Source organism: Streptoalloteichus hindustanus (genome assembly GCF_900129375.1).
In the GTDB taxonomy this organism is placed as follows: Bacteria; Actinomycetota; Actinomycetes; order Mycobacteriales; family Pseudonocardiaceae; genus Streptoalloteichus; species Streptoalloteichus hindustanus.
This window is the reverse complement of the sequence record NZ_FQVN01000009.1, coordinates 25,690-39,702: the sequence shown is the minus strand read 5'-3', so window position 1 is coordinate 39,702 and position 14,013 is coordinate 25,690. Positions and strand designations below refer to the sequence as shown.

Genomic DNA, 14,013 nt, shown 5'->3' with positions numbered 1-14,013 from the left:
CAGCGGTCACAAGAACGGTATACCGGTGGCTTGATTTAGTACGAGCGTGTCAAATAGATGGCGTGACGAACGCGATGGACACCGTGTCGCGACAGGGAGCGCCACGGGGTGAGGGGGAGCGGATCGTCCTGCTGGACGTTCTGCGGGGGATCGCGATCCTGGGCACGTTGGGCACCAACATCTGGATCTTCACCGATCCCCGGGGGATCGTCGGCATGCTGGTCGGCGACCGGGAGGGCGGGGTGGCCGAGGTCGTGCTCCGGTTCCTGGCCAACGGGAAGTTCCTCGCCATGCTGACGCTGCTGTTCGGTGTGGGGCTGGAGATCCAGCGGGCGTCGGCCGCGCGCAGGGGGAAGCGCTGGCCGGGCTGGTACCTGTGGCGGATGGCCCTGTTGTTCCTCGACGGCGTGCTGCACTACGTGCTCGTCGTCGAGTTCGACGTGCTGATGGGCTACGCCGTGACCGGGCTCGTGGTGTCGTACCTGGCGTTGACGAGTGACCGCGCGCAGCGCTGGTGGATGGTCGCCGCCGCTGTGAACCACCTGGCCCTCATGGGGCTGATGACGGTCGGGGTCGGCGCCGCGGGGGCGGGGGCGGGGAGGAGCGAGCAGTTCACGCTCTACACCGGCGGCAGTTACCTGGACCAGATCGTGTTCCGGTTGCAGCACGCGGGCGTGTTCCGCGCGGAGGCGATCTTCACGATCCCGCTCGCGGTGACGTTGTTCCTGCTCGGCGCGCGGCTGTACCGGGCGGGCGCGTTCGCGCCGGGGGAGCGGGGCGCGGTGCTGCGTCGCCGGCTGATGATCGTCGGGCTCGGGGTCGGCGTGCCGTTGAACCTGGCCACGGCGCTGCTGGGCGACCCGTCGCTGGTGTTCGTGGACCGGTACGTGCTCCCGCCCGTGGTGGCACTGGGCTACGTCGGTCTGATCGGGTGGTGGGTGTACCGCCGGCCGGGTCGGAGCTGGTTGCGCGCGCGGTTCGCCGCCGTCGGCCGGATGGCGCTGACCTGTTACATGCTGCAGAACCTCCTGGGCGCGGTGCTGTGCTACGGCTGGGGTCTGGGCCTGGCGGCGGCGCTCGTCGAGTACCGTCCACTGTGGACACCGTTTGCGTGGTTGGGGATCTCCGTGGTGCTGGTGGTGTTCAGCGAGCTCTGGCAGCGACGGTTCCGGCAGGGGCCGATCGAGGCGGCGTGGCGGTGGGCCGTGCAGGCCCCGCAGCGCTCACGGGACAGAAGTCGCCAGGTGACTGCCTGACCTGTCCGGCGAAACCCGCCGTCCATCACCACGTGGTGATAGGCGGCGGGTTTCGCGTTCTCGCCATCGCGATGAGTTCCCCCGGCGGAGGGAGGGGACTGGTTCCTCAAGGGGAGGCCGGACTGCTCCAGGGTTGGGAGGCTCCGACGCGAGGCTGTGGCGAGGGGAGTGACATGGACAGGTCAGCGAGGGGCGCGGAGGCCTCGACGTCCGCACCGAGGTGGGCGGTCTGGGCGGCGTACGCCGTTCCGCTCTGCGTGTTGCCCTCGGCGGGCTGGCGCGCCGGCGAGGTGTTCTCGGGCGAGGTCAGCTTCCGGGACGAGGGGTGGTACCTGCTTCTCCTCTCCGCGGTGACGATGGGATTCGCGATGCTCACCCCCGGTCTCGTCCACCGCTGGGGCGAGCGGGTGCCGAAGTGGGTGCCCGGGCTCGGCGGCCGGGCGATCCCGGTCCGGTCGGCGGTGGTCCCCGCGGTCGTCGGGGCGTCCCTGATCATCGCGCTCTGCCTGTACGGCGTGCTCAACTGGATGTTCCACCTCGTGGACCGGGCACCGGTGCTGATCGGCCCCGACGACGTCGCCCGGCAGCCGCCCGGCTGGGAGGTCGGGGTCCTCTACCTCCCCGCGCTGGCGTGGGGTCCGCTCGTCCTCGTGCTGGCCCTGCACTACCGGCGGCGGCGGTCGCGGGCCATGGCGTTCGGCACGTCCTCGTCCGCGGTGGCCTGACCCTCCGGCCGTGCGCTGCCGTCCTCAGTGGACTGTCTGCTATGGACGGATGAGTTGCGTGATGCCCCTGGCGGTCAGGTGCGCGTAGTCGTCGGCCCGCTCGTCCAGCACGACGGCGGCGGGCGCGCCTTCGGCGGCGAGCCGCATCCACGACTCGAAGAAGTCACCGCCGGGGGCGGAGGGCGCCCGCCCGCCGGAGAGGACCAGCGCGACGGGGCGGCGCCGGCGCGCCGGCGGGTCGCGGCGCAGCCCGGCGACCGTCGTGGCGACCGCCTCCGCCAGGGGTTTGCGGCTCCGGTCCGACCGGAACAGGCCGAGGCCGTACTCCAGCTCGGGGTAGTCGAGGAACCGCCGGTCGATGTCGTGCGAGCACCACCAGGTGACGCCCCAGACACGCGGGCAGGTGACCACGGCGGACAGCGCACGCCTGGCGAACTCGGGCGCGAGGGCGGCGGGGATGTGGGGAGCGGGGGCGCCGAGCTCCTGCACCCACACCATCCGCGCCGGGTCCGCGGCGTACGCCTGGGACAGCTCGACGGCGTACTCGGCGAGGTGCGTGGCCTCGAACGACAGCGCGCCGTAGCGCCGGGCGCAGTCGTGGCTGAAGACCCACGGGTGCACGACGGTCATCGCGCCCTTCGTGGCGCAGGCCCGCGGGGTGAACGGGTGCCCGTCGTCGTACCACGCGGCGTCGTGGGCGCAGTGGCAGTGCGGGTGGTCGGGGTCCGCGTCGGCGCACGCGGCGAGGAGCCGGTCCAGCCAGGCTTCCACCTGGGTGGGACCGCACGGGTGGTGCGGGACGAGGTTGTTCGGCTCGTTGCCCAGGGTGAGGCCGAGGAAGTTCGGCTCGTCCCGCAGCGCCCCGGCCACGGCCCGCAGCAGCGCCGCCTGCGCCTCGACCACCGCGCGGTCGGTGAAGAAGTCCCGGTGGTGCCAGGTCTGCGTCCACGAGGGGTGGAAGTCGAAGCTGGACAGGTGGCCCTGCAACCCGTCGACCGCCACGTCCAGGCCGCACCCCGCCGCGACCCGCGCCAGCTCGACGAGCTGGGCCAGCGCCCTCGGCCGCACCACGCCCCGGTTGGGCTGGAAGACCGGCCAGACGCAGAACACCCGCACGTGGTCCAGTCCGAGCGCCGCGACGCCCTCCAGGTCGCGCCGGACCGAGTCGGGGTCGAAGTCGAGCCACGTGTGCCACCAGTGCTCGGACGGGGTGTAGTTCGCGCCGAACCGCGGTCCTCCGGTCATCACGCACCTCCCTGGCCTGAGGCATAGCAGGCGAGGCCGGCGCGACAAGCCGCCGAAAGGGCTCGTCCGCGCCGCGCTGGTCAGCCGAGCAGGACGTACCCGACGCCGACCAGGCCGACGACGACGGCCAGCGCGGTGACCACGGCCGGCAGCCGGCCGTCCGGCAGCGGCCGTTCGGCGTGCAGCCGCCGGCGCCCCTGGCGGTAGCGCTCCCACACGAGCAGCCCGAGCGCCGGGACGAACGGGAACGCGACGATCGCCGCGACCACGGCCGCGAGCACGTCGCGGTGGGCGGTGAACCGCACCGCGACGAGCACGACGACGAGGAACGCCAGGCTCGTCCGCACCCAGGCCAGCGTCGTGCGCTCGGGCTGCAGCCCCGGGTCCCACGGGCTCACCGCAGGGCCAGCAGGAGGACGGCGACGGCGCCGGCGGCGACCAGGCACAGGCTGAGCACGGCGGCCAGCCGGGGCGCGGGGAGCGGCCGGCCGGTGCGCATCGCGCGTTCGGTGGCCGCCCAGCGGCCGAAGGCGGTGGCCGCGGTCAGGATGCCCACGACGAGCAGGACCAGTGCGAGCGCGGTCTGCAGGAAGCCCTCGAACGGGTTGATGGCCTCCACGGCGATGCCGCCGGCCATCAACGCCAGGGACGTCCGCAGCCAGGCGAGGAAGGTGCGCTCGTTGGCGAGGGAGAAGCGCGGGTCGGGCTCCTCGCCGACGCCGTACACCCGACCCGGCCAGCGCGTTCGTTTCCGCCCGTCCTCCACCCCGGCGACGGTAGTCGGGCGGGGCGGCCACGGCTTCGCGCGGGAGGCTCCCGCGCCACCGCCACCGCCACCGCCACCGGCGAACGCCGAACGCGGGGCGCGGGGCGGGCACGGCCGCCGGCCCGCTCAGCCCCGGAGCCGCCGCCACACCTCGTGGTCGCGCTCCGGCGTCCAGATCTCCGGGTGCTCCTCGCCCGCCAGCTCATCCCACGCGCGCGTCACGTCGAACGGCAGCACGTGGTTGTACAGCGGCATCCGGCCGAAGGTCGGGGTGAGGGAGTTGTCGGCGGCGCGGAACGCCTCCTCCAGCGTGCCGCCGCTGCGCTGGGCGGCCGTCACGCACCCCAGCAGCGTGGTCAGGAAGTCGCGCGTGTGCTGGATCGCCCCGTCCACCTGGTCCCGGCCGCGCGCCACCTCGCCGCGCCCGCCGACCAGGACCTCCGCGCCGAGGCCCGCCACCCGGTCCAGGGTGCGCAGCCAGTCCTGGTGGTAGCCGTCGCCGGTGTGCACCGCCGCCCGCGTCTCGACCAGGTCGCCGGCGAACAGCACCCGCTGCCGGGGCAGCCATGCCACGACGTCGCCGGAGGTGTGCCCCCGCCCCAGCCAGGCCAGCTCCACCACGCCCCGGTCGCCGCCGAGCTCGATCGTCACGCGGTCGGTGAACGTCACGGTCGGCCAGGTGAGGCCGGGGATGGTCGCGTGCCCCTCGAACAGCCGCGGCGTGCGGCCGAACTCGCTGGCCCGGTCCTGCTCCCCGCGCTCGGCGACGAGCCGGCGGGTCTCGGTGTGGGCGAGGACCGTCTCCGCGCCGAAGGCGTTCGCGCCCAGTGTGCGGTTCGCGTGGAAGTGGGAGAGCACGAGGTAGCGGACGGGCTTGGCGGTGCGCTCCCGGAGCCGGGTCAGCCACCGGTCGGCCAGCAGGGGCGTCGCCCGGGCGTCGAAGCAGACCAGGAAGTTCTCGCCCTCGACCGCGCCCACGTTCGGATCACCCTCGGCGGTGAGCGCGTACACCCCGTCGGCGAGGACCTCGAACGTCTCGGTCCGCTCACCGCGGTCGGCCGACGAGGCGAACGGCGTGGCCATGGTCCCTCCTGCTGGTCGCGCCGAGCGGCGGCGGAGACGGCGGGTTCCACTGTCCCGCCGTTGGGCCGCCCGGGCGATCCGGGCGCGCGGGAAGCCGCCGTGGGGGTGACGTCCGGTCGCGGTCACCCCCACGGTCGTGGCTCACGCCACCCGATCGAGGACCTGGCAGAGCACCCGGTGCAGCGTCGTGGTCGGGTCGGGCGTCCCGACCGCGCTGCGCCACGCGACGACGCCGTCCGGCCGGACCAGGCTCGCGCCGGCCTCCCCGATGCCGTAGGCCCCGGCGAGCCGGTCGTCGGGGTCGGCCAGCTCCTCGCCCGGCCCGACGGCGCGCAGCGGCAGCCGGAGCCGCTCGGCGACGTGCCGGGCCGCCTCGTGCCACGGCCCGCCGGCGCGCCCGGTGACCAGGACCCAGCCGTCACCGAAGAGGTCCACAGTGGACAGAGGCGTGCCGGCGCTGGTCAGCGGCACGTGCGGAGCGCGGAAGCCGGGCCGGCCGCTGGGCCGCAGCGCGTTCTCCGCGGGCGCCCCGTCGTCCGCCCCGTCGTCCGCGCTGCCGTCCCCGCCGTCCGCGTCGTTCTCCGCCAGCACGGCCGAGGACCGGCACCGGAAGCCGAGCATGATGTCGAGGTAGGGGACCTCCTCGGGCAGCGCCTCCTGGAGCAGGTGCGGCGCCATGCGCACCGCCGCGTTGCGCAGCGACTGCCCGACGACCATCTCGGCGAACGGCCGGCGCTCGGCGTCGAAACTGTCCAGCAGGCCGGGCCCGGCCTGCCCGTCGAGCACGGCCGCGAGCTTCCACGCGAGGTCGAAGCCGTCCTGCACGGCGGTGTTGCCGCCGAGAGCGCCGGTCGGCGGCGTCACCTTCGCGGCGTCGCCGGCCAGCAGCACCCGGCCGACGCGGAACCGGTCGGCCACCCGCGCCGCCATCTCCCACGGCCCGCGGCTGAGGAACCGGGGTCGCAGCGCCGGCGAGTCCAGCGCGACGCGGAGCAACTCGGTCATGCGGTCCTCGGTGAGGTCCTCCGGCGACTCGCCGCGGTCCGGGTGGTACTCGACGGAGAACACGTGCCGTCCGCGCGCGCCCATCGGGCTGGCGAGCGCGGCGATGAACTCCGGGTTCTGGAGGTAGTACAGGACCTGCTCGCCGGGGTCGGCCAGGTCCCCGAGGTCCGCCTCGAACAACACGCTCACGTTGTGGGTCAGCGTGCCGGCGCCGTGCGTCCCGACGCCCAGCGCGCTCCGGACGGCGCTCCGGTTGCCGTCGGCGCCGACGAGGTAGTCGGCGCGGACCCGCTCCTCCTCGCCGGTGGTGCGGTCCCGCAGCAGGGCCGTGACGCCGTCCTCGTCCTGCGTGAACTCCACCAGCTCGGTGTGGAGGCGGACGGTGGCGCCCCGTTCGGCCGCCCGGTCGAGCAGCAGGGCCTCCATCCGGTCCTGGCTCGCCATCCCCCAGGAGGCCGGGCTCAGGTGGCTGGTGTCCGGCACCGTCCCCTCGGTGATGGAGTGCAGGACGGGGCCGCGCACGCTCGACGCGATGACGATGCGCAGTCGGGCGTGCTCGACGGGGCTGATCTCGTGGACGGCCGACTCCAGGCCGGCCCACCGCAGCAGCTCCATCGTCCGCACGTTCTGGCCGATCGCCCTGGGATGGGGCGAGAGCCCCTCCCTGCGCTCGACGACCAGCGCGGGAACCCCGCGCGTCGCCAGGAAACACGCGGTGGACGCCCCTGCCAGCCCGGCGCCGACCACCAGCACCGGAACCCGGTTGTCGGGCATGCCCCCTCCGATCCGAGACGCCATGTCTCATGGTTGCAAAGTATCTCGCTAACCAAGATACACGGGAGTCAAGGGAAGTGGCGGGCGCGGCCGCCGCCGGCCCTGCCGTCCGGTGGATGAACATTCGGGCCGAACGGGTGGACTTGTCGGGGCGAGCGGCGGTCGCGGCCCGGATTTGAGAGCCTTTGTCTCTTGTCTGTGCGTCAAGGACTCGCGACGACGGAGGCGGTCGAGACGGGGCTCTTCGGGCCGCGTTCGGTGACCTGGCAACTGCACGCCGACCCCGCCATGTGGCTTGCCGGCATCTGCTCGCTCTACCTCCAGGCGCTGCACCCGCTGGCGGTGGCGGGCGTGGTGCAGAACTCGAACTTCCGCAGGGACCCGTTCGGCCGGCTCTTCCGGACGGCCGCCTACGTCGGCGCCGTCACCTACGGCACGACCGCCGAGGCCCAGCGGGCCGCGGCCAGGGTGCGCGCCGTGCACCGCGCGCTGCGCGCCGTCGACCCCAGGACCGGTCAGCGGTTCCGCATCGACCAGCCCGAGCTCCTGCTCTGGGTGCACTGCGCCGAGGTCTACTCGTTCCTCACCGTGGTGCGGCGGGCCGGGTTCCGGCTCACCCCCGCCCAGGCCGACCGCTACCTCGCCGAGCAACGGAGGTCGGCCGTCCTGGTCGGCCTGCGCGCCGACGAGGTGCCCGGCTCGGTGGCCGAGTTCGAGGACTACTTCGCCGGCGTCCGCCCGACCCTGCGCCGCACCGGGGACTCGGAGGTGATCTACGACTTCCTGCACCAGCCCCCGGTGCCGTGGTGGCTCGTCCCACCCAGGGCCGTGGCCTACCAGCCGATCGGCCACCTGGCCTACTCGCTGCTCCCTGGCTGGGCGCTGGACCTGCACGGCCACCAGCCGTTCCCCAGGACCGTGGCCACCGTGGGGCTGCGCGCGGCCAGGGCCGCCGGCCTGGCCGTGCCGGAGTCGGTGCGCTGGCGGGTGGCCGACAACCACCTGCGGGACGCGCTCGACCGGCTCGGCCGGTCCGCGGCCCCGTCGCGCGCGCTGCTCCCCGCGTGATCCCGGCCGCTGCCGAGATCACGCGGGCCCCGGTCAGGAGGGCCCCGGTCAGGAGAGCACTGGTCAGGAGGTCGCCGGGGTCACGAGGTCGGCGGTGACGAGGTCTCGCTCGCCAGCCAGGACAGGTAGTCCGGGTTCCCGGTGAGGATCGGCGTGGCGACGACCTCCGGCACGTCGTAGTCGTGGTGCGTGCGGATGTACTCCGTCAGGTCCACCAGGCGCGCTGTGGTCGTCTTGACCACGCACTGCCACTCCTGGTCGACCTGGAGCTCGCCCTGCCAGCGGTAGACGCTGCGGATCGGGCCGACGACCTGCACGCACGCGCCCAACCGCTCCTCGACGATGCCCCTGGCCAACTCCTCGGCGGCCTCCAACGAGTCCGTCGTCGTCACGACCTGGCAGTAGTCGGTCACACCGGCCACCCTAGCCAGCGGAGGCGGTCGGCGACCGCCGGCGGACGTCACCCGCCGGCGGTGTTCTCACGCCGGGAGCGGGACGACCCGCCCCTCCCGCGCCGAGCGGTACGCGGCCTCGATGACCTCCAGCACCGTGACGCCGTCCGCCGCGCCCACCGGCGGCTCGGCCCCGGTGGCCAGGGCCTCGGCCACCCCCGCGTAGTACCGCTGGTAGGCGCCGGCGTCGGTGCGCTCCAGCTCGACGTCCCCGCCCGCGCCGAGCCGGCCCCACGCCTCCGGCGGCTCGGTTCCCCACTCCGGGCCGCCGGGTGTCTCCCCGGCTCGCAGCGCGGCCTCCTGCGGGTCGAGGCCGTGCTTGACGAACGCCCCGGCGTCGCCGAGCACCCGGAACCGGGGCCCGAGATCGGCGGCCAGCGCGCTCATCCACAGGTGCGAGACGATGTCGGGCCCGCCGGAGACGCCCGGGGCGCTTTCGGGCGCGGGGTGGTGCAGCGCCACGAAGGCGTCGTCGTCCACCAGCGCGCCCGGCCGCAGGGTCGAGACCTCCGCGTAGACCCGCGACGGTCGGCCGAACAACGCGACGGCCTGGTCGATCAGGTGGCTGCCCAGGTCGAACAGGATGCCGCCGGCGTCGGCCGGGTCGGCGCTCTCCTTCCAGCCCGCGCGCACCTCGGGGCGCCAGCGCTCGAACCGGGACTCGAAGCGGTGCACGCGACCCAGGCGCCCCTCGGTCAGCAACCGCTGGACGGTGCGGAAGTCGCCGTCCCAGCGCCGGTTGTGGAACACCGACAGCAGCAGGCCGCGCGCGGCGGCCAGCTCGGCGAGCTGCCGGGCGTCCGCGCTCGTCGTGGCGAACGGCTTGTCCACCACCACGGCGAGGCCGTGCTCCAACGCGGTTCTGGCCAGCGGCGCGTGCTCGCGGTTGGGCGTCGTGATCACGGCGAGGTCGAACTCGGCGGCGCGCCGCCACAGCTCGGCGACGGACGGCAGCACCTCCGCCGTCGGGTGCCGGTCCCGCGCCGCCGCCTGCCGCTCGGGGTTGCCGGTGACCACGGCGGCCAGCTCCATGCCGGGTGTGGTGGCCAGGAACGGCGCGTGGAAGGCGGACCCGCCGAGTCCGTATCCGACCAGGGCGACGCGGAATGTCCTCACCGCCTGAACCCTAGGCGACCCGCGCGCCCGGTCGGGCCACCCCCGAGGAGCCGGATCGGGGCGGGCCGAACGGCCCGGTGGGGAAGGTCACGGGGCCGCGCGGGCACGTCCCCCGACTGGCTCGCGCCCGGCCGCTCCGCGCATGACAACGTTGACGGCGGAGGCGGTCTCTCGGCGCCAGGGGGGCGCGGGACCGGCCAGAGGAGCGGTTGAACCCTTGACGACCTGCCATGATGCTGTCCCGCCGGCGTCCGGCTGGGCAGACTGGAGTCCCGTGGACGCGGTCGGGAAGGACGACGGGGGCGGCGCGTCGGGTGACGACCCGACGCGGGTGTTGGCGTGGGAGGACCGCTGGCGCGCGGTGCCGGCCCGCCGACGGGCGCTGGTGCTGGACGTGGTGGCGGTGCTGCTGTGGGGCGGCGTCACCCTGGTCGGCGAGTCCGGAGCGGCGCTGTGGTGGTCGGTGGCCGCCGGCGCCCTGTTGGCGTTACGCCGGCCCGCGCCGACCCTCGTGCTGCTCGCGGTCGCCACGATCCACGTGCTGACCGAGCCCAACGTCTTCCCCGCGCTGGGCTGCGCCGCGTACACGGTGGGGGTGCGGGCCCGGCTGGGGCCGAGCCTGCTGACGCTCGGGGTCGCCGCGGTGGCCTTCGCCGTCGCGCCGTGGCCGGAGGCGACCCCCATGGGGCGGCTGCTCGACCTGGCCTTCATGGTCGTGCTGCCCCTGCTGGTCGGCCTGTACCTGCGGCGGACCCGGCAGTTGCTGGTCGCCTACCGGGACCGGGCGGAGGCGTTGTCCTGCCAGGAGCAGCTCGCGACCGAACGCGCGGTGCTCAGGGAGCGGCACCGCATCGCCCAGGAGATGCACGACTCGCTGGGGCACAAGCTGAGCCTGATCGTCCTGCACGCCGGCGCCTTGGAGCTCGGCGGCAAGCAGGGCGCGCAGGCCGAGCTGTTGCGGCGCACCGGCCAGGAGGCGATGCGGGAGCTGCGCAAGGTGATCGGCGTGCTCCGGGACACCGACGCGGGGGACCGGCCCCTCGACCACGCCGACCAGCGGGCGTGGGTCGAGCTGGTGGAGAGCTCGCGCCGCGCGGGTGTGCCGGTCGTGGAGTCGGTCGACCAGGCCGTGTGGCGGTTGGACCCGGTGCTGCGCCGGACGGCGCACCGCGTGGTGCGGGAGGCGCTCACCAACGTCCACAAGCACGCCGGGGTCGTGCCCACCCGGCTGTTCCTGCGCGTGGTGGGGGAGGAGCTGCGCATCGTGGTGCGCAACGCGGCGCCGGAGACCCCGCCGGCCAGCACCGCGGCCGGCGCCCGCAGCGGCCTGGCCATGTTGGCGAAGCGGGTGGCGTTGCTGGGCGGGACGTTGGAGCACGGCCGCCTCGAACGCGGCGACTACGTCGTGGTGGTGCGGATTCCGGTCGGGGAGGTCTCGGCGAGCTCCTGACGGGACTTCCTGGGGAGATCCGCTGAAGAGGCCTTCCGAAAGCCGCTGTCACGGCATGCGCAACAAGCCCGCCTCGTGCGCGACGATCGCGGCCTGCACCCGGTTCTCGCAGCCGAGCTTGGTCAGCACCCGGCTCACGTGCGCCTTCACCGTGCCCTCGCTGAGGTGCAGCCGGTGGCCGATCTCCGAGTTGGAGATGCCCCTGCCGATCAGCGCGAGCACGTCCAGCTCGCGCTCGGTGAGGCAGGCGACCCGGCTCCTGGACCGCTCGGCGGTCAGGCCGCAGCCCCCGCTGAAGTGCTCGACGAGGGTGCGGGTCACCCTGGGCGAGAGCACCGCCTCGCCGTCGGCGACCACGCGGACCGCGCGCAGCAGTTCGGCGGGGTCGGTGTCCTTGAGCAGGTAGCCGACCGCGCCGGCCCGCAACGCCCGCAGCACGTACTCGTCGTAGTCGAAGGTGGTCAGCACGACGACTGCGGTCTCCGGCGCGGTGTCGCGGACCGCGTTGGCCGCGAGCAGGCCGTCCATGCCCGGCATCTGGACGTCGAGCAGCAGCACGTCGGGGCGCAGCGTCCGGACCAGCTCCACGGCGGACCGCCCGTCGTCGGCCTCGCCGACCACCTCCAGGTCGTCGGCGGTCTCCAGGATCCCGCGGACACCGGCGCGGACGAGCGCCTCGTCGTCCGCGATGCCCACTCTGATCACCACTGCCTCCCCCGTACGAGCCGGCCTGGTCGAGGCTAGTGGGCGGAGGGCCGCGCGCGGCCGGTCGCGATTACGACTTCCGTCAGCACCCCGTCCGACGAACGGGGGTTGTGGCGGGCGAACAGAACCTGGTTGGCCTAGTCCGACCCGCCGGGGTGCGGGGCGCGGGTGTGGCCCGATCGACGATCGGACGGGCGCCGACCGCGCTCCCCGGTCCGTCCGGGCCGGGAGCGGGCATGACTGTCCACAATGGACTAACTGGGTGGGGTGACGGCTCAGCGCAGGGCGAGCAGCGGCAGCCAGGCCCGGTTGCCGCCGTCGATGGTCAGCAGCACGGCGAGCACGCCGGCCGCCCCGCCGAGCAGGCTCATGTCCGACATGGCCAGCCCGGCCACCTCGTCGAGGTGCAGCAGCAGGTGGCTGCGCAGCCGGTCCCGCAGCGCCACCGCGTCGGGCATCCCGGTCCAGTGCGCGAACGCGTCGGCGATCGCGAGCACCCCGGCCGCGCCGTGGCACACCGCGAGCCGGTCGGCGGCGGCCTCGCCGACGAGGTGGAAGTCCTCGTCGAAGTTCTGGGCCAGCGAGCGCATCGCGACGAGGGCGACCTGGCCCAGCTCGGCCGCGACCCCGGAGGTCCCGCGCAGGGTCAGCGCGACGCTGGCCTCCCGCAGCGCCCACGCCCCGCCCGGGCAGCCGTAGCACCATGCCTGGCGCGGTCCCGCCTGCGTGGGCGTGGCCGCGCCCTCGCGCCCGGCGGAGGACCACGTGTAGACGCCCCGGTCGTCCCGGAACGCCTCCCCGGCCAACCACCGGCCGACCCGGCGCAACGCCGCGGCGACGTGGTCGTCGGCCGGGTCGGCGTGGACGGCCGCCGCCAGTGCCACGGCCACCCCGGCCGCGCCGTGCGCCAGGCCGGCGTTGACCAGGCCCTGGTTCCATGCCAGCGCCTCGTGCTCCTGGTAGGCGGTGCACCGCAGTCCGGCCAGGTCCGGCTGGTCGCAGCGGGCGGCGAGGGCGGCGGCGAACGGGGTCAGCTCGCCGTCCCTGGGGCCGTGCACGCAGTGCGCGAGCAGGACGCCCGCCGGCCCGCTGACCACGTCGTAGCTGGGGAAGCCGACCGGCCCGGCCGACCAGTGACCGCGGTGGGCGGCGCGGGTGAGCGCCACGGACACGGCCTCGGCGACCCGGGACAGCCGGGGGTACAGCGGCGACAGCAGGCGGAGCCCGCCCAGTTGGCCGGCGAGCCCGCCGTCGTGCAGCCCGGCGAGGGGTTCCGGCTCCTCCAGCTCGGTGAGCCACCGGCGCAGCGCCGGGGCGACCGCGGAGTGCCGCGGCCCCAGCAGGAAGGCCAGCACCGCCGGCCCGGGGTCGGTGCTGCGCCGACCGCGCTCCGCCCAGGTCGCCAGGGCCCACCCGGCCAGGTCGAGCGCGGCGCTCGGGGTGCCCGGTTCCAGCCTCGTGGTCATCTCGACCTCGCCACGAGGACGCGCCGCTCGGCCGAGGTGTGCGACGGAGCTCTCCGCGGGATCGCCCCGGAGGACGTCCGAGGGGTGGGTCTGCGTCTGGGCGGGAGCCCGCGGCGCCGGTGTCGCTGGGCCGGGAAGCGGTGGGACACGTCGTCCTCCGTGGGATCGCTCGGTGGGGGATTCGGGTCTCCGGGGTGGTCGGGGACGCTCTCGGCAGAGCGGGGGTCGACAGGTCGGACGTCGGGCCGGGCCACATATGTCCACAGTGGACCTTTGGTGGAAGTGGCGTCCTCGGCTCGGCTCCCGCGAGAGCGCGCGTGAGCGAAGGAGCTGACGGGCGAAGCGGACCGCTCTGTCCGAAGTGGACCGGGTGGGCGCCACCCGCGCACCCACCCGGTTCGACCAGCGACGACCGTCGGTGCTCCTGGCCGTCGAGATGTCGCGGACGGCAGGCCGGCGGTGACGCTCACTGGCAGCCGAGAACGGTCCGGGGTCGGCACTCGGGATCGAGGACGCTGCACAGCAGGTGGCTCAGCCGCCCGCCGTCCGGCGGGTCCGGCAGCCGGAACTCGGCCGTGCGGGCCTCCAGGTCCTCGATGAGCTGGTCCAGGTCGTGGAGCGGGAGGGACTCGCCCATCGCTCACCTCCCTTCGTCGGCGATCGGTCGGATCCCCGCACCCGTGCCCGGGAGGTCCCCGGCGGGTGGGGAGGACGGCGTGGGGTGGGCGGGCTCGCGCCGCGCCCACCCTGGCCGCTGCGGTTAGACCGTGCAGTTCTGCGTGCAGACGATGAGGCTCGGGATGGTCTCCGCCTGACGCTCCGGGAGTCGCACCTCGTTGACCTGCGTCTCCAGGTCGTCGATCAGGCTGTCCAGGTCCTCCAGGTCCAGCGTGAGATCCACT

At 74.5% G+C, this 14,013-nt stretch carries 15 protein-coding genes; 4 read left to right on the top strand and 11 right to left on the bottom strand.

Annotation, left to right across the window (positions count from 1 at the left end; all coding sequences use genetic code 11):
• The first annotated feature begins 62 nt into the window (after positions 1 to 62).
• Together BUE43_RS24855 and BUE43_RS24850 are read left to right on the top strand one after the other, a co-directional pair.
• A complete protein-coding gene (locus BUE43_RS24855) occupies positions 63 to 1,256 on the top strand; it encodes a DUF418 domain-containing protein (RefSeq protein ID WP_234995901.1) in 1,194 nt (397 codons plus the stop codon).
• A gap of 173 nt (positions 1,257 to 1,429) precedes the next feature.
• Entirely contained in the window at positions 1,430 to 1,981 is a 552-nt protein-coding gene (locus BUE43_RS24850) for a hypothetical protein (protein ID WP_073487602.1), read from the top strand.
• 39 nt (positions 1,982 to 2,020) lie between these two features.
• Here the strand turns inward: BUE43_RS24850 and BUE43_RS24845 are convergent, their stop codons facing one another.
• The 5 genes from BUE43_RS24845 to rdmE form a co-directional block, all read right to left on the bottom strand.
• Entirely contained in the window at positions 2,021 to 3,226 is a 1,206-nt protein-coding gene (locus BUE43_RS24845) for a glycoside hydrolase 5 family protein (RefSeq protein ID WP_073487599.1), read from the bottom strand.
• 80 nt (positions 3,227 to 3,306) lie between these two features.
• Positions 3,307 to 3,624 carry a DUF202 domain-containing protein gene (locus BUE43_RS24840; protein ID WP_073487597.1) on the bottom strand — a complete coding sequence of 106 codons (318 nt, stop codon included), beginning with the start codon at positions 3,622 to 3,624 and terminating at the stop codon, positions 3,307 to 3,309.
• On the bottom strand, positions 3,621 to 3,992 hold the full coding sequence (locus BUE43_RS24835) for a YidH family protein (RefSeq protein ID WP_073487595.1): 372 nt from the start codon (positions 3,990 to 3,992) through the stop codon (positions 3,621 to 3,623). Before BUE43_RS24835 ends, BUE43_RS24840 begins: the two co-directional genes overlap by 4 nt.
• Before the next feature lie 126 nt (positions 3,993 to 4,118).
• Entirely contained in the window at positions 4,119 to 5,075 is a 957-nt protein-coding gene (locus tag BUE43_RS24830) for an MBL fold metallo-hydrolase (RefSeq protein WP_073487592.1), read from the bottom strand.
• A 141-nt stretch (positions 5,076 to 5,216) separates the two neighbouring features.
• Positions 5,217 to 6,854, bottom strand: coding sequence for an aklavinone 12-hydroxylase RdmE (rdmE, locus tag BUE43_RS24825; RefSeq protein WP_073487590.1), 1,638 nt, complete (start codon positions 6,852 to 6,854; stop codon positions 5,217 to 5,219).
• 198 nt (positions 6,855 to 7,052) lie between these two features.
• On the opposite strand from rdmE, the gene BUE43_RS24820 reads away from it, so the two are divergent.
• The gene (locus tag BUE43_RS24820; RefSeq protein ID WP_073487587.1) at positions 7,053 to 7,922 is read left to right on the top strand and encodes an oxygenase MpaB family protein; all 870 of its coding nucleotides are present in this window, start codon (positions 7,053 to 7,055) and stop codon (positions 7,920 to 7,922) included.
• 80 nt (positions 7,923 to 8,002) lie between these two features.
• On the opposite strand, the gene cutA is transcribed toward BUE43_RS24820, so the two are convergent.
• Both cutA and BUE43_RS24810 read right to left on the bottom strand, forming a co-directional pair.
• Complete coding sequence (gene cutA / locus BUE43_RS24815; protein ID WP_073487585.1) at positions 8,003 to 8,335, bottom strand: divalent-cation tolerance protein CutA; 333 nt, start codon at positions 8,333 to 8,335, stop codon at positions 8,003 to 8,005.
• 66 nt (positions 8,336 to 8,401) lie between these two features.
• Entirely contained in the window at positions 8,402 to 9,490 is a 1,089-nt protein-coding gene (locus tag BUE43_RS24810) for a Gfo/Idh/MocA family oxidoreductase (RefSeq protein WP_073487583.1), read from the bottom strand.
• A gap of 274 nt (positions 9,491 to 9,764) precedes the next feature.
• Here BUE43_RS24810 and BUE43_RS24805 point away from each other — a divergent pair, with 274 nt between their 5' ends.
• Positions 9,765 to 10,940 carry a sensor histidine kinase gene (locus BUE43_RS24805; RefSeq protein ID WP_073487581.1) on the top strand — a complete coding sequence of 392 codons (1,176 nt, stop codon included), beginning with the start codon at positions 9,765 to 9,767 and terminating at the stop codon, positions 10,938 to 10,940.
• Between the two features lie 48 nt (positions 10,941 to 10,988).
• Here BUE43_RS24805 and BUE43_RS24800 read toward each other — a convergent pair whose 3' ends face one another.
• The 4 genes from BUE43_RS24800 to BUE43_RS34375 form a co-directional block, all read right to left on the bottom strand.
• On the bottom strand, positions 10,989 to 11,645 hold the full coding sequence (locus BUE43_RS24800; protein ID WP_073488068.1) for a response regulator: 657 nt from the start codon (positions 11,643 to 11,645) through the stop codon (positions 10,989 to 10,991).
• Positions 11,646 to 11,920: 275 nt separating this feature from the next.
• Entirely contained in the window at positions 11,921 to 13,111 is a 1,191-nt protein-coding gene (locus tag BUE43_RS24795; protein WP_073487578.1) for a lanthionine synthetase LanC family protein, read from the bottom strand.
• A 466-nt stretch (positions 13,112 to 13,577) separates the two neighbouring features.
• Positions 13,578 to 13,748 carry a hypothetical protein gene (locus BUE43_RS34380; RefSeq protein ID WP_159447788.1) on the bottom strand — a complete coding sequence of 57 codons (171 nt, stop codon included), beginning with the start codon at positions 13,746 to 13,748 and terminating at the stop codon, positions 13,578 to 13,580.
• A 123-nt stretch (positions 13,749 to 13,871) separates the two neighbouring features.
• Complete coding sequence (locus BUE43_RS34375; RefSeq protein ID WP_159447787.1) at positions 13,872 to 14,012, bottom strand: hypothetical protein; 141 nt, start codon at positions 14,010 to 14,012, stop codon at positions 13,872 to 13,874.
• Between the last annotated feature and the right edge of the window lies 1 nt (position 14,013).